The sequence below is a fragment of the Mucilaginibacter sp. BGA-UO-ETr-C110 genome, assembly GCF_059567985.1.
Window position 1 is genome coordinate 2,289,544 of the sequence record NZ_JCAQPB010000002.1, and the last position, 18,821, is coordinate 2,308,364.

The window sequence follows — 18,821 nt, forward strand, 5'->3', positions numbered from 1 at the left end:
ATATATAAACCAAAGGTATTTTCTGCATAATTCTTATCAATTTATAGTAATTTGGCTCGATGAAGTATCCCGTATATGGTCTGTTGGTAGGTATTTGCATGCTGATGTCGTTAAGCAGCTTTGGTCAAAATAGATTATCAGATAGTTTGCGATCGGCTATTGATAATCCTGCATTGGACGAAAAAGAAAAGCCTGCTTTACTCCTTCAACTTGCCGAAATATACCGGGGCAGTAAAAATTATGCCTTGGCAGAGACCAAAACCAGGCAGGGGGCTGCTATAGCATTAAAATATAAAAACTATACGGAGGTTACCAAAGCTTATACGTTGCTGGTAACTATTGTGAGTAGTTTGCAGCAATTAAAACATTTAAAATCACTAACAGACTCAACCCAGGTATTTGCAGCAAAAGCTAATGATCCGCTTGCAATGGCTTATGGTTATTACGCGCGGGTGCAGTTATATAAAACCCTGGGTGACCCAGAAGCTATCGTAAAGTTTTGCAATCTGGGACTGAAACAACTGACCAGTAAACCTGATCCGTACATAGCTGCTAAAATATATTATAGGCTTTACGTAGTATATTCAAACTGGAATAACGAAGCCAAAGTAAACACTTATGCACGCGAGGCCACTAAAAATGCGTTGCAAGTAAAAGATTATAACCTTTTAAGTAATTGCTATACGGCATTATCAGTGGCCCATGAGTATAACTATCATACCACTAAAAAAAAGGCGGAACTCGATAGTACCTTATTTTACCTGCATCAGTCAGAGATATTATACCGTAAATACCCGGGACAAGTGGCTGATTACACCTATGCCATCGCCTGCATTAATATTGCCGATTATTATTTTAAATATTTTCCTGAGCCTGATAAGGAAGCCAAAACTCATGCCATACGTTATGCCAATATCGCCAGGGACGTTTTGAAAAACACGAATAACAATCAGGAAGTTATAGCCAGTAGCCTGGGCATACTCAGCGAATATGCTAAGCGGGACGGTAACAGTCCTTTATCAGAAAATTACCTGCTGGAGGCCTACAATGTAATGAAAACAGAACAGCCCCCCTACTACTATACCATGATCAACGTGGTACAGGCCTTATCTAACATTTATGAACAAAAAGGCGACTATAAAAAAGCCATCGGTTTTCAAAAAGAAGTAACGCAGTATAATAACGAAAATTTCAATCAACAGCAGGCATTCAATACCCAGAAACTGGAAATACAGTATGAAACAGAAAAGAAAGACAGTGAAATGCGCATCCTGAAAGAACGGGAACAGAGTCGCAGAATGCAAAATTATCTGTATGGCTGTATCGCCATAGCCTCATTACTGGGATTGCTATTTATGTTCAGGGCTTATCATTTTAAATTACGCTATTCATTACAGCGCGAAAAACAGTTACAATTGGAAAAACAGGATTCTGAGCTCCAGGTAAAATTAGAAAAAGAAGAACAGGCCAGGCTAAAGGTCGAACAGCAATTGCTCGAAACACAGCAACAACAGTTAAAAACAGAGGTTATGGCCAATGTGCTGCAATTGGAACATAAAAATCAGATGCTGCTTAATATCCGGGATAAGTTAACTGATGGTGACCCGGTGAATATGCATAAAATATTAAGAGAAGAAATGGTACTCGACAGCGATTTTGAACAGGCAAAATTACAGATCCAACAGGTTCACCCGGATTTCTTTAACCTGATCAATGATAAAGCGCAAAAGAAACTTACCTTGCTCGACTTAAAGCTATGCGCCTACCTGTATCTTAAAATGGATACCCGGCAGATTTCCCAATTGATGCATATCGAGGCTAAAAGTGTACGCATGAGCAGGTACAGGCTTAAACAAAAGCTGGGATTGGAAAAAGAAGAAGATCTCCATATTTTTCTGCAAGGATTGACAGGTTGATCATATCCATAATGACGCTATCGTAAACAGAAGCGCTACGGTCATGATCAAAAACCCAAGTTTCAGGAAAGCCCAGGCGCTAACACTTTGTCCCTCGCGGCGCAGGGCTACCAGCCATAAGATCGTTGCGAGGGAACCCGTTATCGATAAATTAGGCCCAAGGTCAACGCCAATTAAAACGGAGCTTTTTACAATTTCTGGTACATGCCCCCCTTGCATGACATTACCCACTATCAGTCCTACGGGTAAATTGTTCATTAGGTTACAGGCAAAGGCAATGATAATACCACTTCCCCAGGCAGTCTGATTAACAGCTTCTTGTGCGCTTTGATGCAAGAGGACATTTAGCATTTGGGTTATACCTGTTTTACTGAGCGCTTCAACCAAAACAAAAAGCCCTCCTACCAATGGGAGTACACTCCAGGATACATCTTTTATAACCACCCAGGGGTTCTTCCTGGCCCGGATAATCACTATAGCCGAGGTTAGTATTCCTGTAATTGCCGTAGGAAGACCAAGCTGAATATCCAGGGCTGAAGCGACAAGTAGAATGATAGCCGTAATAGCAATTCCAAAAATCGCTGTCTTACCACCTTGTGAAAGTATAGGTACAGGTATATTGGTTTCGATCTTTTGCTTTAGTGTTTTGCGTTGTGTTAAATAAAGCATCACATATGTTATCCCTATAGCCACTACTGAAGGTATAATATACTGCGACAACCATTGTAATAATGACGGCATATGAGTACCGTAAATAACCAGATTTGCCGGATTGGATATGGGAAGTACGAAAGAAGCTGCATTGGCAATGAACGCGCAAATTAAAAGATAAGGAAGCGGCTTTTCTACCTTAGCCGCCTTTACCGCAGCAGCTACCGCAGGTGTTAGTACAACGGCTGTAGCATCGTTTGATAAAAATGTAGTAACTACAACACCAACCAGGTAAATTAAAAGAAATAGATTGGTTGATGATCCTTTGGCCATTTTGGTTGCATGAGCTGCCAGCCAATCAAAAAGTTTTTCTTCCCGTGCGGTTTCAGCCAATAACATCATACCCGTTAAAAACAGATAAACATCGGTGCCTTTGGCTATTCCAGAAAGTGCTTCCTCAGGCGATATAAGCTGCAGCACAACCAATGCAACAGCTCCGGATACCGCCCAGATGGCTTCAGGTATTTTAAATGGACGGATGATAACCCCGGCTATAGCTAAAAAAGTAATGATCCAGGTAAAATAATGAGTCATATCATGGTGCATGTTTCTTTGTCAGGCATAAACATGCCTTTTAATTTATATCTGGCAAAGCGTTCTTAAATGCACGTGAATTGAGATGATTAAAATTTAACCAGTAGCTTTTCCGAAATAAGCTTACCATCTTTATAGTATTCGTAGAACCAGCCGTTGTTCTTTTTCAGAACTATGCCGTTAGAAGCGCCGTTGCTGGCTATATAGTAATCCTGTACTGAGGTTTTAAGAAGGGTTAAAACTATTTTTGGTGTGGTATCAATTAATTGATATCCGTTGGCTATTGCCTGGGCATATAAAGTTCCAGCCGGCTGATTCGTTTCCGCCTGTACAGGTTTCGCTGGAGTAGTTGAAATTGCTGGAGTACTTACAACTGTTACCGGAGGCGTAACAGTTGGGGCCGGGGTGGTTGTATTTACAGTTGCAACCGGAGCGACAATTGCGCTTGTGGCAACCGTTGGCTTTACCGGTTGTTCATTAGTTGTTCCATTATAGGTATACGGCACCGCATCTAATGATGTAAAAGCCTCTCTCAGCGCCAGATTATAAGAAACACGGTATTCTTTCTCCCTGCTTTTACCCTCTTTGCTTTTAAAAACTATATTGCCCTGGCAATCTTTTAATAAAAGCGTAAGGGTTGTGGTAAACATGCCGCTTTTTTCTAATACATCCGCGTTCAGCGCCTGGCATTTATTGTTAGCCACCTCACTTGGCAATTCAGTATTATCAAAATAAACTGTAAAGCCTTTTTCCGCCAAAAGGGATTTAGTCAGATTGTTTAGTCCGTACTGATCATTTTGCTTCAGGAAACTGAATTTTTCGGGCACTACAACGTATTTATAGTTATTGATCGTATTTTGGGCATATACCGAAAAAGAGACAAACACCAGAAGTAATAAAACGTATCTTTTCATATAAAACAAGTATGATATAACCTAAGTTTAACCTTTGATTTAGTTTAGAAAACACCTACCCTCAGAAACTTTACAGGTTATAATGAATGGCACTAAAATTAACAATATTTTCTAATAAGTTCGGGGCATTTTATATGTTCAGATACTTTTTTAATGTACCTACTGTTATAGGTTAGCAAAATCTTCAACCGCCAATAATTTGGTTTAACATTATTTAACTAATATTTATTTGGTGTTCTGAATTTGCTTTCTTTATTTTATAACATAATGCTGGCATTCTTATACTCACTTAAAATTCGGAAGTTAACGTTTATCACCCTGTTTGTTTTTCTTGTACCTGCACCGCTCTTTGCACAAAATCTTTTTTTGGAAAAAATAGATGTGTGTAATACGGCCAGTTTTTGCCTCGACTGTGGCGACCCTAAAGCAATTTGCGATCAATTTACACTCGATTATATCAGTGACCAGATCAATCGTAAGTATATCCTGAAAGATGCTTATGGGTCTTTATCCTTCCAGGTATTGGTTGAGCCCTCGGGTTTTAGCTGTGTGCTTAGTCATACTGATGTTACTAACGGGCCTTTAACGGCAGAGCTGATCAGGTATTTGAATGGTAATATATGGAGAGCGGCCAAAGTAAATGGCAAGCCTGTTTCTGCATCTGTTAATGTGGTCTTTCGTTTTGCGAATGGAAAAATATCAGGTCAAATGCAAAGAATGGATCTAACCGAATTAAAACCACCCGGTGATCCCGCTATTTATAACAAAACAACTGCTTACACTAATCCATCTTTGAATTCTTATGAATTCACCACCTGGACTAAGTATAACTCTCCCCTTCAGGATAATATCAGTAAATCTTGCATTGTAGACAAATCTGATGTGCTATGGTATACTACCATCAAAGGATTAACGCGGTTTGATGGTCAAAACTTTAATCCAATCAACGAATTTAATTCCCCATTCACCGCCGAAACAGCTGTGATGGATATTAATGTAGATAAGGATAATAATAAATGGGTGTACGTTGATGATAAAATGTACAAGTACAGTGATGCAGGTTGGCAAATATTTGATTTTAAAAAATTTGTAGCGCCAGGGGCCATCCGGATTTTAAACAACCAGCATGGTGACCTTCTTTTTACTACTAAAGCAGGCCTGGTGGTTTTAAGAAAGGATAAAGTTGTTGTACTCAATAAAAAGACCATCCCGTTGCTGCCTTCAAACAATGTTAATTACGTTTATGAGGATAGCCGGAAGCGTTTGTGGATAGGCACATCAAAAGGTTGTATCATGATTGACCATAATGTGCCAACTACATTTAATAAATCAAATACTCCTTTGAAAGATACCTATATTTCTAATGCCACAGAAGATGAGGCAGGTAATCTGTATTTCTCCTTAACTGCTTGCAATGCAACTCCAGGTGATAATGATAAAGAAGGTTTAGCGGTATTGAAAACCAATGGAACGTGGCTGCACTATACCGATAAAAATTCGGGAATGCCATCAAACCATATTAACGACATGCTGTACGATAAATATGAGCATGTTTTGTGGATGGGTACGCAAGAGTCGGGACTGGTAAGATTTAATCTGAAAGATAGCTGGGAAAATTATCATAATAATAACGCCCCTATGCCTGGTTATACCATAAATAAGTTGGCGCAGGATTCCAAAGGCGTTATTTATGCCGCCACAACTAATGGTTTATTAAGGATCAAAAAGAGGAGATAAAAGTATGCCGGGTATTATTGAACAGGTGCTAACTTTTTTATAACTGCATCCTTTTCCATTATCGAAGAGGCGAAGTCGCCGGTTCTTGAAAACTCAAGCCCTTTTGATTGTGCCCATTCAATAAAATTTTTTATCCGGGATATAAACGGCTCTCCTGAATTTCTGGCTATATAACCTGGGAGGCCATATTTCTCTTTATCATGCAGATCGGTAAACTCCCAGGGATGGAAATAAAGGTTCAGATATCCGTCTTTGCGATGAGCAGCCAAGCTGATCCATTTAATCAGTGATAGGGATAAGTTGTGAAAACTTAACCAAAAAAGCGGGAAACGAACTAATGGTGATACCGAAGCGGGGATTTGTAAAACACCATCTTCATAAAACCAGATGCGGGGTTTATTAAAATTATTATAACGGCCCGGCAGCCAAGTTGGATTAATAGATGAATTGTAAGCATATCCGGCTTTCTTAATTTCGATCTCATCCACAGGCATCATCCTCGCCATCCGAAAACCGGTCACCTCCGTACCCGAAATATCCTCCAACACCTCTTTTGATTGCTTTAGGTGCTCTGGTTTAAAATCAGAATGATAGTAACCATGTGATGCTATTTCATGCCCCTCATTCACAATTTTGGAGATCATATCAGGTTTGTGAAGTGCATAGTTAGCTGTACAGAAAAAAGTGGCTTTTATATTTGTCGATCTCAGCAATTCCAAAATTGAATTTGTGCCATTTGTTGAGATCGACAATTGTTCATCAAAAGATATTGACCGGCCATATTCCAATGGCAAATCAAATTCCTCCACATCAAACCCCAATAAAATCATTATTAATGTTTTTTATAGTCAGAAGATTTGTGGAACGAATGATATAATTAGGACGATGTTTTGACTGCATAAATATTTTACCTACATATACGCCTATTATACCCAGTACCAACAATTGCAAACCGCCAAAAAAAGCTATTGTAGCTAATACCGAAGCCCATCCAGAAACAGCATATCCGGCAAAGTAACTAAACAATACATAAGGAATGTATAATATAGCCATCACCGAAAAAAACAAACCAATACCGGTAACTAAATATAAAGGACGGGCACTAAAAGCCATAATACTACCAACTGCAAGCTTAACCAGTTTAAAGAATGAATAACTGGCTTCGCCGGTATGTCTTTTAGATGGTGTATAAGGGATGCCTATTTGCTTATAGCCGGCCCATTTGACTATCCCTCTGAAAAATATCTCATATTCATCAATAAGCTTTAGCTGTTTTACAACTTTTTCATCCATCAACCTGAAATCGGCGGTGCCATTTTCCAGTTTAATATCTGAGAGCATATTTATGCCTTTATAAAAAAGTTTTGATGTTGCTTTCTGATAACCTTTCGCGTGTGGATTACTGTTTTGCCGATAGGTGTAAATAATGTCATACCCGTTTTCCCAATATTTCAACATTTTCAATATTAAATGCGGGGGATGCTGCATATCGGCATCCATAGTTATCACGGCATCGCCCTGGGCCATAGCAATACCTGCTTTAAGAGCATGATCTTTCCCAAAGTTTTTTGAAAGTTCTATGTAAAAAACATTGGCATGCAGTTGTGTATTAAATTTTATTTCATTTAAAGTATTGTCACTGCTGCCGTCGTCAACAAAAATCAATTCATAATCATAATTGGTATGACTCAGTGTCTCGTTGACCTGTTCGATTAAAAAACTTATATTTTTTTCTTCATTATAGGATGGTATAATTACCGATATTTTCTTTTTTATAACGAATGTCATGTTATTCCTAATAGGGGATTTAAATTGTGATAGGTAACTAAATATTATATTGGTCAGGTTTATTTTTATAACTTTTCAATCTATCCTTATGTAACAAACATGATACGAAGAATTAAACTACAACGTTACAACCTCATCGTAATAAAAATTTTTACACACTTATAAAAAGGAAATACTTCTCAGTTAATGTAACTTTAGTGTTACAAAAATAAATAATTAATGATGATTTAATTATAAAATAATTTAGAATTAGCCATAGAATTGTAAACATATTAACATTCCCGGTGTGCGGATATGTCATAACGCCAATAGCTTATATAGCTTTAAGCTGTTCTTGCTTAGAAAAATCTCGGGTTAAGGTTTCGTAGATAATCTTTAGCCAGATCAGAAAGCATGGCAGAGCTTTAAGTTTATAAGGTACAATATACTCCATCCTGATATATCGTGGAAACAGATCGGATGGGGAAAGACTGGTTATAACAAGGGCAAAAATCAATAAAAACACTTCGTACCTGGTAACTGGCCTGTTTAAATTCATATACCAGATGGCTACTCCGGTAAAAGCAATAATATAAGTTGATGATTCCGATGAACTGCTGAAAATCACGGCAAAGATCAAAGCAGAGGACAGGATAAGTAGTTGATACTGCACCGCTTTAAAGTTTTTTAACCTTAAATAAGAAAGTGCGAAGAGCACTATGGCCGGCGCTATAACATATATGTTTTTTAATCCGGGATAATTAAGTATTTTCCTGATCAAGCCCATTACACATATTTCCTGTAACAAAGAACTCTGATTACTGAGATTTTTGGCTACAAGATCATCGTACCAATCATGATAAGTTTGAATAATGAAGGCTGGTGATGAAATAAACATGGGTAGTATAAATAATATCACAGACCAGAAAAGAAGACTTCCAATAAACTTTAATTTATTTTCGGAAAAGAAAAAGAATGCAAGTCCAACTATTCCGTAAAGTTTTACAAACGTTCCGAGGGCTATCATTAAAGCAGCCCAAAAATCTTGTTTCTTTTTGATAAAACTAAAACTCAAAATAATCAATCCGGCTATCATGGGATTACTTTGAACATTGGCCGAAGCCGTCATTAACTCATGTGCACAAATCAACAAAATAACAACATACTGATTTTCTTTAATCGGTAGTAATTGTATGGCTTTAAATAGTATAAAAGCATTAAACATTACCCACATTAAAACACCAATACTATCGGGCATTAATGCAAACGGTGCAATGATTATTGAAAATACCGGGCCATAATGATTCAAATCGTTAAAATGCTCTGGCTGATAGGTGTAAAGATGATGTTGGTGGATGGTATTGATAAAATTATATTTAAAAACCAGATAGTTATTAAATATTTGATGAGTGAGGATTCCTTTAAGAACGATGAGGAAACTTAAACCAAACCATAAAGAAAATACAAGGGGCTTATTATAAATAAGCCTGGTTATTTTATACATGTAATAGGGGTATTTAAAAGCGAATATACAAAACAAGCCCTTTGGTAGTATTTTATCTTTAGGTTGGTATAGGTTAAAGGTTGATTACCAATTTGAAAATTACAAGCCCATAAAAAAAGCCACTCGTAATGAGTGGCTTTTTTTTATATTCAGTAAGTATCAGGATCCTGGAGTTCCGGAGTCAAGTTTAACTTCCAGTGCCGCCCGTACATTGGCAGGTAGGCTTGACAATAAGGTATAACCCGTTGCCAGCTCTATATCTTTCACGGTTACAATGTATTTTGTCCAATCGCTATTGGTGGTGTTAATATTAGGTGTATTTACAGCAATAACCCTTGTTGAGCTGGTTACACGGCCAAGGTCATTATCACCAACAGGTATAATAACCGCCACTTTCCATACATTACTTGGTACATTAACATGACCATTATTTACGGTAGTTGCCGATCCGTTTGAGCCTGTACCGCCTGTACCATAACTACCCATAATAATGTATACTTCGTTACCTAAAACTACCTGCTCGCGCAGATAATTTTCCAGATTGGCCCAGGTTTTCTGATTATTCTGCGGTGCCTGCGGTATCATATTGGTCATCAGGAATGTAGCAGAGTTAGCATTAGCCGAACTTGTACGATCAGCCGAAGGGCAATTATGTCCTCTGTCAAACCCACTTCCGGAATAGGCATTATCATTAACCACGTACCAGTTTGCCGGTAAACTTGCCCATGCTGCAAAATTATTTAAACGGTCTGAAGCTCCAGTGATATTAGTAGCATCCAAATGCCAGCTAACCCAATTCGGTTCACCTTTGGTAGCGTTGTATGATTCTGTGTAATATTTCTGATCGACAAGATAGTTATCCATTGAGGAGGTACTGCTTTGCGCGTTTGAAGGATTACCAAAAAGCAGATCGCTGTTGTCGCCAGTTGTTGGCGGAGCGTCTGTACCTGCCGTTACATCTCTTGGTGTAGATGCAGGTGCTGTTGGCGAACCACCACCGTCATCGCCACCATCATCGGGTGTACCTACAACAATGCCAGGATCGCCCTTTCCTTTAAAGGTAATATCGTCAATGTTAACACGGTTGGTACCTGTGCCGCTCCTTTTAATTTCAAAACGTACTTTACCTGTTACGCTTACTTTAAAAGAATCGGTAACCAGTGTAGTATTGTTCTCATTGATATCGGTGCCTACCTGGGTATAGGTTTTACCTCCATCGGTAGACATTAACAGTTGCCAGACAGAAGCCGGATCTGAACCATATTTAGCATGTTTAATATACAAGGTATTAAGACCACTGATATCAAAATTCATGGCAATATCACCCGCACGCAGGCGCACAGCCCAGAGGCCGTCTTTTACATCAGCAGCCAGGGTGCCTAAAACAGCATCGTTAAAATTCCAGCTGCCGGTAAGTAAAGTTACATCGGCCGCGGCATAGGCGGCTTTCTTTCCTTGCTCAAAAGTTTCGGTAATACTGTAAGACGGAACTACAGGAGGTGGTTTAACTACCGTTGTATCCCCCGGGTTGGTGGGCGGCGTGTCTGTTGATTTTTTTGAACAACTTGCCATGGTCAACACCAAAGCAAAACCGAGCAGTAAGTTTTGAATTTTCATCATAATTTGTTTTTTGTGATAGATAAATAGCAATGCATAGCGATGACCAACAGGCCTACGCGAGTATTCTTAAAGTGATAAAGTTTAATGAGAAAAGAATCGGGAGCCATGCCCCAGCAAGGCTCCCGATTTAACTAAAAAGATTTATTGAGTAGAGATCGAAAAGTTAGATCCATCGTATACAAAAGTTTTGGACACATTTGAAGTTTTTCCAAAGCTGTACACGGTATACGTAATATTATATTTTTGACCTGCACTAGCGGTTGCTTTAAATTTATTTACTAAAACCGCTGTCAATGCCGCATTGAGGTCACTATCGCTCCAGTAAGTGGCATCTGTTGGTGCGCTGATATTAAAATCAGGATATTGTGCAACGTTAGCTCTTGCAGCATCACTGCCCGCCTTTGTTTGCGTACCTATGTAAGTGTAATCGTCTTTTACAAGGGTGTAATTTATGTCACTATTAACAACCCATTTACCACCGGTTCTGGCAAACGATAACGATTCATTTGTGGATTTGGTAATCCAATTTGTTCCATCAAATGCAAGTGGCAAAACTCTTTGATAAGTCGACTTACTGCTGCTAACATAATAGTTAAAGCTTACATATTTAACATCTCCAACTTTAGCCACAGCCGCAACTGCAAGGTCGGCTTTCAATATCACATTGATATATGAGGTTATACTGGCATCGTCGGCCGAGGTAAACTGATTATAGCTTCCATGACCAACTGAGGCATACTGAGCGGGGGTAAACATATATATTTGTTGCCAGGCGCCATTTAAATATAAATATGAAAATGTTTGTACAGTTGTGGTACCAGCATAGTAGTTGAAGGTCAATACTGCTAATTGATTAGCCGCCGGACTTGGGTATTTGTAAGGTAGCCAGGAAAGGATCTGTGCTGCACTAAAATCGGTATATTTATTACCCGGCAACAACAAATAATCGGCATTGGTAAGTGTATATGCTACGTTTTTATAAGTACTATCAACTAACTTAATTGTAGGCGTTCCTATTGCAAAAGTCACTACTGCTTTTGATTTATCATCTACCAGCGGATATTTGGCAGCTAATATTATTGGAATATTCAATTTTGCATCAGCATCTGACAAAAAAGCGCTTGACTTATATGCATATGCGGATGTATCATTCAAGAGCTTATAATCTGCATTAGTTAAAGTAAGTGTTAGCGAAGGGGTATGTTGCAGATTGGCATTGGGTATAATGGGCTGCTTTTGACAAGCTGATAATACTACAGCAATAAAAGCAACTAAACTATATATCTTTTTCATGAAGTTTCTTTTTAAAATTTAACTTTTATACCGGTAGTAAATGTTCTGAGCAGACCGTAGTATACACTCAAATTTGCAGGCACACCTGTGGCGGCGGCATCGTACGCATCTGATATATATTTGGTATTTAACAGGTTGTTTACGTTACCATTCAATGTGGCATCTAAGCCGGCGATCTTAAATTTAAAAGAAGCGTTAAGATCCCATAAAGAATAATTTGGCAATTTGTATGGCTGTACCCCTTCTTTAGTAATATTAACAAAGTTGAAACTCGAGTAATAATTACCATAGAAGTAATAATTTGTTCCTAGTTTTAATTCAGGTAAAACTTTAATATCCAAACCAAATGCAGCTGTAGTTTGTGCCGCATCCCCTACTTTAATTCCTTTGATGAATACCTCTTTTACAGAAGGAAGAGCTACATTTTGGCTATTAAATACAGTTGCCGGACCTGCGTTTTTGGTATAATACCAATCTCCATAAGAGAACATGCCATGCAATATGATCGCTTTAATAGGCTGGTAGCTTAACTCCAGTTCGGCCCCCTGGTGCATTTCGTTTACACCAGCAACGTTCGCGGTATAAATTTGATTAGTTAGTGGATCTGGGATAGGAACACTGAATGACTCATCTTTATACAAACTGCGGTAAAGGTTAACCTTGGCCACAAAACCAGATGTTTTAAACTGATAACCTAATTCATAACTGAATAATTTTTCATCAACAGAGTTTGGGTTAATAGAGTTGGTGAATTTTTGGAATACGTTATCAAAATATGGTGGCTTAGTGATGTAACCAATATTGGCAAACACATTCATCTGATCATTCAGGTTGTAGTTTGCCCCAGCTTTGGCCTGATAACTTAAAAAGTTCACATAACGGCTTGATTGTGCCGGGTCGCTGTTCAGATAGTTGTATAAGTCAACCCTCTTATCACCGGTTCCAGAACCAGACAGGGTTACAAATGCCGAGAAATCGTTTTTAATATACTCTGCCTGGGCATACGCACCGCCAGACATTACATAATCCTTATTATAGTAAGCTATTTTATCACCAACTACCGCACGATGATTGGGGTTATTGATATCGCCCGTACTGCCACCGGGTTGGGTGCCAGCAACATAAGGGTTATACACATAATCAGCACCTAACAGATCTTTAACTTCTTCGTAGTGGGTACCTTTGTAATATCTTAAATCAAGACCAGCAGAAAGGTTTAAATATTGCCCTAATGTAGTAGTATAAGTACTTCTTAAACCATACCAGGCATGATCATTATGTGAAGCATATAAATAGGTTGCTGCGGAGCCATCTACACTGGCTGCATTTGTTTTTTGTACTGCATCCAAATCAAAGGGTGAATATAAGTTACCCACTCTTGGTGGAACAGTATTTGTCCCCCCTATTGCGCCACCACCTCCTGTACCATAAGTAGCATACAATACAGTGGACAGGCTTGATTTTTCATTGATAGACCAGTTATGGTTTAATGAAAATACAGGCTTGCTGAAAAAGTTATTATATGGATTTACTTGTTTACCATCTTTAACGCTCAGATCATAGTTCCATTTGACTCCCTGTGGCGCTTGAGTATAATTACCAAGGCTTGTGGAGTAAAGCGGACTTTCGGGTCTTTGGCCGTGGGTTTGAGTTGCACCCATTGCCGTAAACGATAAGGTTTGGCTTGGACTTAATACTTTTGATAGGTTAAAGAAATAGTTATAACCTAAAAAGTTCAATCCATCAGCATAGCCATCACCTTTAGTTCTGCTGCCCTGAAAAGTAGCAGCCCAGCCATTAGCATTTAAACCGGTTGATACCAGTACTGCTGTTTTTTCGTAATTGTTGGTACCTATAGTCTGCGAAATATATCCGCCCTTTTCGGCATCGGTTGTACGAGTGGTGATATTAATGGTACCACCAAATGACGGAACAATAATTTTTGAAGCACCTAAGCCACGCTGTACCTGTACAGAGTTAGTTACATCAGTAAGCCCCGACCAGTTTGACCAAAAGATAGAACCGTTTTCCATATCATTAACAGGGATACCATTAATGGTTAGTGCTACGTTACCTTTTTTTGAACCGCTTGAAAAACCACGTATGCTGATACGTGAGTCGCCATAACCACCGCCCTGGGCAGTAGCCATTACACCCGGCGTACTTTGCAACAGCTGTGGAATATCACGACCACCTAATTTTTCTTCAATAAACTGCTGATTGATGGTTGATACGGCTATTGGCGTTTTGCGGTCGATGGCAAGATCGCCTGTTACCACAACTTCTTTCATGGCATTGGCGCTGGATTTCAGCAAAATTACACCCAGGTCATTTTTGCCGTTAAGCTCAACTTCTTGCGTAACGTATCCAATATAGGATATCACCAATGTTTTGACATCATCATCACCTAATTTCAACTTAAAATCGCCATTAAGCCCGGTTGAGGTGGCTTTGCCTCCGCCTTTTACACCAACAGAGGCACCGATAAGTGGCTCTTTAGTATCGGCATCAACTACCTTACCGCTATACACTGATGCTAACATAGCCTGATCAGCTGCAGATACCGGTTTGCCTGAAGTTTTGGCTTTAACCACAATGGTATGACCAACGATGGCATAAGTAATAGGCTGGCCTTTAAATACCTTTTCAAGCACCTTTGCTAAAGGCTGAGCCTTCATATCTATAGACACCTTATTACTGCCGGCAAGCAGTTCAGTCTGCATAAAAATATCATAGCCGCTTTGCTGCTCTATTTTATTTAAAACGCTTTCGAGGCTTGCATTTTTCTCGGTAAGCGTAATGCTTTGACTAAAGCTTGCAGCGCTCAAATGAAGGCATACGGCAAAAAGTAAAGCTGTGATAAGTTTGATCCGCATAATAAATTTCCTTTTTGTGGCCGGATCTATCCGGGAAAAACAATTGGTAATCTTATTAATTTTATTTACCCGCGTGCCTTCACATACGGGCGCAGGAAATGTAGAAAAATCCATACTTTTGTTTGGGTTGTTTAGTAAAAATGTATTAGTCAATATGATTTTAAATTGTCAGCCCGATACCTGGCCGGAGGTGCTCGCAACACTTTCCGGCTTTTTTATGGGCCAAACCCGGTTAACCGACCTTGCCGGCTACCGTTATCAGGCTTTATGATCTTACTATAATCTTCCTCCCGTCAATTGTGAAGTTTATGCCGCTTGTTTTTAGTATCTGAAATATCTCTGAAACCGGAACGTTCCGTGAAATACGGCCCCGATAATGCTTTTGTGCCACATTACCCTGATATTCTACATCTACATCATACCACCTTGATAACTGGCGCATAATGGTATGCAGATCGGTATTGCGGAAAAGAAACTTGCCGTTTTTCCAGGCCACAGCTTCGTCTATATCTGCATTTTCTTTTACATCAATCGTGGTTATAGTGTTTACAGCCTGCTCCCCTGGTTTAAGTTTAGCGGTGGCTCCATTGGTGTTACCGGTAATCCTTACGCTGCCTTCAAGCAGTGTTGTTTTGGCAGCAATCTCATCGGCATAGCTGTTGATATTGAAATGCGTACCCAAAACCGTAACAGTTTGAGTCGCGGTTTTTACATAAAAAGGTTTGCTGGGGTCTTTGCTAACTTCAAAATAAGCTTCTCCGTTTAACTCAACCCTACGCTCATTACCAGCGAATGTTGTAGGATATTTTAAAGACGAGGCTGAGTTTAACCAAACCCGGGTACCATCGGGTAAAACAATTTGGTACTGCCCGCCACGTGGCGTGGCCAACGTGTTCATTACATTTTTTTCAACAGGCGGCAAGTCCTCAGTTTGACTAGTTTCGGCAGCCTGGTAAACCACCTCCCCACTTTGATCTTTTGTAATAACAACATTTTGCTGGCTGGCTATTTTCCCGCGTTTGGCATCATCCAGGATAACCTTTGATCCATCAGCCAGCGTCAAAATGGCTTTATTACTTCCTGGCAAGAGATCTCTCTGCGATTTAGCAGTCATCTTTTGTTCGCCGGAAGTATTACGGTACCTGGTTAACGTAACACCCAAGGCTATCAATATAACTATAGCCGCGGCATACGCAGGCCATGGTTTACTGGCAGCACTTTTACGGGTGGTGCTTTTAAACCCCGTTTTCTTTACAATATTTTTCCAGGCTTTATCTTTATTGTTGGTTTCAAAAGTCTCAAGTTCTGAATCAATTATAGTTTGATCAGTTAATTTTTTGAATAATTCCTGGTTGCGCGTATCTGCTTGAAGCCATTGCTCCAGTTGGTCTTGTTCTTGTTCGGTAAGCTCTTTTCGCAGGTATTTCGCTATCAGCTTGCCCAAATCAAAATAGGGTTGGTAATTATTCATATTTCCTTTTCGTATATAAAGACACCTTCGTTTTCAAAAAGGATAAAGGAGATATAAAAAAAATTACTTTTTTTCTTCAAGCTGTCCAATTCATCCTATCTCACTTGATATGAGGGTGTAATTCATATATTTATTAACAATTAAAATTTGAAATAATGGACGAGTTCATTTTAATTTTCAGGCATGAGGATGGTACTAAAGTAGCTTCACCTGAGCAGATCGAAGTCTGGATGAAACAAACTATGGATTGGATAGGTGGCATCGCGGCACAAAATAAATTTAGCAGCGGCACCGGTTTACCTTTTGATGACGCCAAAGTAGTTTGGCACAACAATGTAGTTACTAATGGCCCTTTTGGCGAGATCAAGGAAACCATTGGAGGATATATTATTGTAAAAGCCGATTCTGTTGAAGAAGCCGTTGGGTTTGCCAAAGGCTGCCCCGTATTAATGGGTGAGGGCAACAGTGTTGAGGTGCGCAAAATTGCCCGGCGCGACGGTGTACATTAAGTTATCCCCCTGTATTAACTACAGGGGGGATTTTTACCATGGAAAAACAGGATCTCATACCCCATCTGTTCAGAACTGAATACCGGAAAATAGTATCCGTGCTTTGTCGTCGTTTTGGATTCGACCAAATGGAAACAGCCGAAGATATTACCAGCGACACTTTTCTAGCTGCGGCACAAACCTGGAGTTTTAATGGCGTTCCGCCCAACCCTACCGCCTGGCTTTACAATGTGGCTAAAAACAAAGCCAAAAATCACCTGCAGCGGAATACCGTTTTTGAAAGCAAGGTATCGCCCGAGGTAAAAACCAGCTCTTCCGAATTTCAGGAGCTGGACATCGACCTCTCGCCCCAAAACATCAACGATAGTCAATTGCAAATGATGTTTGCTATTTGCCATCCTGCTATATCGCCAGAGGCGCAAATTGGCCTGTCACTCCGTATCCTTTGCGGTTTTGGGATTGATGAAATTGCCGAGGCTTTTTTGACTAACAAAGAAACCATTAACAAGCGCCTATTCAGGGCTAAAGAAAAGATCAGGAACGAAAAACTAAAAATTGAGCTCCCCAGTCCCGCTGAAATTGACGAGCGGCTAGAGAATGTATTAACAACCATATACCTGTTATTTAGCGAAGGTTATTATTCCGTTAGCCAGAACCAAACCTTACGTAAAGACCTGTGCTTTGAAGCGATGCGTTTATGCCATATGCTGATAGAAAACAACAGCACCAACAAACCACCGGTAAACGCCCTGCTATCACTCATGTGTTTTCATGCTTCCCGTTTTGAGGCCCGCCTGAGTAAGAATGGCGAGCATATTTTGTATGACGACCAAGACGTTAGTCTTTGGAATGCAGACCTGATCAGTAAGGGTGCCTATTTTTTAAAATGCGCTACAACCGGGAATGTTCTTTCCAAATACCACATCGAAGCTAGTATAGCTTATTGGAGCACTCAAAAGACCGATACAAAAGAAAAGTGGGAAAATGTACTGCAATTATACAATCGTTTACTACAGATAGCTTATTCACCCATTGCAGCGCTGAACCGTACATTCGCCTTGTCAAAAGCTAACGGCAAAGCCGAAGCGATTGTAGAAGCCGAAAAACTAAAGTTACCCGATAACCAATTTTATTTTACCCTACTGGGTGAACTTTATACCGGCATTGATAACGATAAGGCACAAAGTAATTTTAAAACAGCTTTGTACATAGCCCGTACACCAGCCGATAAGCAGGTAATCCAAAAGAAGCTTGATCAGCTACGGCAATAATATTTATTTCTTGAAGGTAAGCACGGCTAATGCAAACCAGGTAAATAATTCGGGCGAGAGTTTTACCCGGAGCAGTTCCAAAGCTCTTTGCTTTTGTTTTTTTACAGTATTGATAGACATATTTAGTTCATCGGCAATTTCCTGGTTCTTTTTACCATCAAAATAACCCATGATAGATATGGATCTGTAACTATCCGGCAGTGCATGAACAGCGGCATGGATCTCGGCCATCGCCTCGGCCGTGATCATGGCCTCAATTACAGGTGGTTCTTCCGGTTCGGCATTTCCATAGTATTGTATATAACCCTCTACTACTTTATGATGCCTGATGCTGTTAAGGCTTGCATTACGCACAGTACTGTATAGAAAGTTCTTGATAGCTATTCCGTCCTGCATTACCGTTTCACGGTGATTCCAATATTTTATAAAGGCATCCTGAACAAGGTCTTCAGCCTGATCTTTATCCTTAACCAACTGAAAAGAAAAATATACCAGCCTGTCGTAATGCTCTTTAAAAAGAACATCCAGGTCTATTTGTTCAATTGACCTGTCCGACTCACTTTTGTGCGTAAATATTCCTTTTACAATGCTCATCTATCCGTTTCAGAAATAAGTTTGAGCATTACACACGTCATTTCCAACGCGTCATAAATACCCGGTTCAAAGTTGAACTTTACGTGTTCAATTTAAGTTAAATC

At 39.5% G+C, this 18,821-nt stretch carries 14 protein-coding genes; 4 read left to right on the forward strand and 10 right to left on the reverse strand.

Going from position 1 to position 18,821, the window contains the following annotated elements:
* The first annotated feature begins 59 nt into the window (after positions 1-59).
* A complete protein-coding gene (locus tag AC57BQ_RS10320) occupies positions 60-1,916 on the forward strand; it encodes a hypothetical protein (RefSeq protein ID WP_496406197.1) in 1,857 nt (618 codons plus the stop codon).
* Here AC57BQ_RS10320 and AC57BQ_RS10325 read toward each other — a convergent pair whose 3' ends face one another.
* Both AC57BQ_RS10325 and AC57BQ_RS10330 read right to left on the reverse strand, forming a co-directional pair.
* Entirely contained in the window at positions 1,917-3,161 is a 1,245-nt protein-coding gene (locus tag AC57BQ_RS10325) for an arsenic transporter (RefSeq protein WP_496406198.1), read from the reverse strand.
* 89 nt (positions 3,162-3,250) lie between these two features.
* A complete protein-coding gene (locus AC57BQ_RS10330) occupies positions 3,251-4,075 on the reverse strand; it encodes a hypothetical protein (RefSeq protein WP_496406199.1) in 825 nt (274 codons plus the stop codon).
* A 366-nt stretch (positions 4,076-4,441) separates the two neighbouring features.
* Here AC57BQ_RS10330 and AC57BQ_RS10335 point away from each other — a divergent pair, with 366 nt between their 5' ends.
* Complete coding sequence (locus AC57BQ_RS10335; protein WP_496406200.1) at positions 4,442-5,812, forward strand: ligand-binding sensor domain-containing protein; 1,371 nt, start codon at positions 4,442-4,444, stop codon at positions 5,810-5,812.
* A 14-nt stretch (positions 5,813-5,826) separates the two neighbouring features.
* On the opposite strand, the gene AC57BQ_RS10340 is transcribed toward AC57BQ_RS10335, so the two are convergent.
* The 7 genes from AC57BQ_RS10340 to AC57BQ_RS10370 form a co-directional block, all read right to left on the reverse strand.
* Positions 5,827-6,642 carry a polysaccharide deacetylase family protein gene (locus tag AC57BQ_RS10340; RefSeq protein WP_496406201.1) on the reverse strand — a complete coding sequence of 272 codons (816 nt, stop codon included), beginning with the start codon at positions 6,640-6,642 and terminating at the stop codon, positions 5,827-5,829.
* Positions 6,623-7,600, reverse strand: coding sequence for a glycosyltransferase family 2 protein (locus tag AC57BQ_RS10345; RefSeq protein ID WP_496406202.1), 978 nt, complete (start codon positions 7,598-7,600; stop codon positions 6,623-6,625). The genes AC57BQ_RS10340 and AC57BQ_RS10345 overlap by 20 nt, the downstream gene beginning before the upstream one ends.
* A gap of 313 nt (positions 7,601-7,913) precedes the next feature.
* Positions 7,914-9,083 (reverse strand): glycosyltransferase family 87 protein, encoded by a 1,170-nt coding sequence (locus tag AC57BQ_RS10350; protein ID WP_496406203.1) that lies wholly within the window; start codon positions 9,081-9,083, stop codon positions 7,914-7,916.
* Between the two features lie 159 nt (positions 9,084-9,242).
* Positions 9,243-10,703: a DNA/RNA non-specific endonuclease gene (locus AC57BQ_RS10355; protein ID WP_496406204.1), complete on the reverse strand. Its 1,461-nt coding sequence runs from the start codon at positions 10,701-10,703 to the stop codon at positions 9,243-9,245.
* Positions 10,704-10,844: 141 nt separating this feature from the next.
* Positions 10,845-11,996: a hypothetical protein gene (locus tag AC57BQ_RS10360; protein WP_496406205.1), complete on the reverse strand. Its 1,152-nt coding sequence runs from the start codon at positions 11,994-11,996 to the stop codon at positions 10,845-10,847.
* A gap of 11 nt (positions 11,997-12,007) precedes the next feature.
* Positions 12,008-14,872 (reverse strand): TonB-dependent receptor domain-containing protein, encoded by a 2,865-nt coding sequence (locus AC57BQ_RS10365; protein ID WP_496406206.1) that lies wholly within the window; start codon positions 14,870-14,872, stop codon positions 12,008-12,010.
* Between the two features lie 265 nt (positions 14,873-15,137).
* On the reverse strand, positions 15,138-16,343 hold the full coding sequence (locus AC57BQ_RS10370; RefSeq protein ID WP_496406207.1) for a FecR family protein: 1,206 nt from the start codon (positions 16,341-16,343) through the stop codon (positions 15,138-15,140).
* A 155-nt stretch (positions 16,344-16,498) separates the two neighbouring features.
* Between AC57BQ_RS10370 and AC57BQ_RS10375 the strand changes: the two genes are divergently transcribed.
* Positions 16,499-16,852: a YciI family protein gene (locus AC57BQ_RS10375; RefSeq protein ID WP_496406208.1), complete on the forward strand. Its 354-nt coding sequence runs from the start codon at positions 16,499-16,501 to the stop codon at positions 16,850-16,852.
* Positions 16,853-16,890: 38 nt separating this feature from the next.
* The gene (locus AC57BQ_RS10380) at positions 16,891-18,123 is read left to right on the forward strand and encodes an RNA polymerase sigma factor (protein WP_496406209.1); all 1,233 of its coding nucleotides are present in this window, start codon (positions 16,891-16,893) and stop codon (positions 18,121-18,123) included.
* Between the two features lie 3 nt (positions 18,124-18,126).
* Here the strand turns inward: AC57BQ_RS10380 and AC57BQ_RS10385 are convergent, their stop codons facing one another.
* On the reverse strand, positions 18,127-18,717 hold the full coding sequence (locus AC57BQ_RS10385) for an RNA polymerase sigma-70 factor (RefSeq protein ID WP_496406210.1): 591 nt from the start codon (positions 18,715-18,717) through the stop codon (positions 18,127-18,129).
* Between the last annotated feature and the right edge of the window lie 104 nt (positions 18,718-18,821).

Coding starts and splice junctions, on each gene's coding strand:
- AC57BQ_RS10385 (WP_496406210.1), bottom strand. CDS start 18,717: ATGAGCATTGTAAAAGGAATATTTACGCACAAAAGTGAGTCGGACAGG.
- AC57BQ_RS10320 (WP_496406197.1), top strand. CDS start 60: ATGAAGTATCCCGTATATGGTCTGTTGGTAGGTATTTGCATGCTGATG.
- AC57BQ_RS10340 (WP_496406201.1), bottom strand. CDS start 6,642: ATGATTTTATTGGGGTTTGATGTGGAGGAATTTGATTTGCCATTGGAA.
- AC57BQ_RS10365 (WP_496406206.1), bottom strand. CDS start 14,872: ATGCGGATCAAACTTATCACAGCTTTACTTTTTGCCGTATGCCTTCAT.
- AC57BQ_RS10345 (WP_496406202.1), bottom strand. CDS start 7,600: ATGACATTCGTTATAAAAAAGAAAATATCGGTAATTATACCATCCTAT.
- AC57BQ_RS10370 (WP_496406207.1), bottom strand. CDS start 16,343: ATGAATAATTACCAACCCTATTTTGATTTGGGCAAGCTGATAGCGAAA.
- AC57BQ_RS10350 (WP_496406203.1), bottom strand. CDS start 9,083: ATGTATAAAATAACCAGGCTTATTTATAATAAGCCCCTTGTATTTTCT.
- AC57BQ_RS10360 (WP_496406205.1), bottom strand. CDS start 11,996: ATGAAAAAGATATATAGTTTAGTTGCTTTTATTGCTGTAGTATTATCA.
- AC57BQ_RS10380 (WP_496406209.1), top strand. CDS start 16,891: ATGGAAAAACAGGATCTCATACCCCATCTGTTCAGAACTGAATACCGG.
- AC57BQ_RS10355 (WP_496406204.1), bottom strand. CDS start 10,703: ATGATGAAAATTCAAAACTTACTGCTCGGTTTTGCTTTGGTGTTGACC.
- AC57BQ_RS10375 (WP_496406208.1), top strand. CDS start 16,499: ATGGACGAGTTCATTTTAATTTTCAGGCATGAGGATGGTACTAAAGTA.
- AC57BQ_RS10325 (WP_496406198.1), bottom strand. CDS start 3,161: ATGACTCATTATTTTACCTGGATCATTACTTTTTTAGCTATAGCCGGG.
- AC57BQ_RS10330 (WP_496406199.1), bottom strand. CDS start 4,075: ATGAAAAGATACGTTTTATTACTTCTGGTGTTTGTCTCTTTTTCGGTA.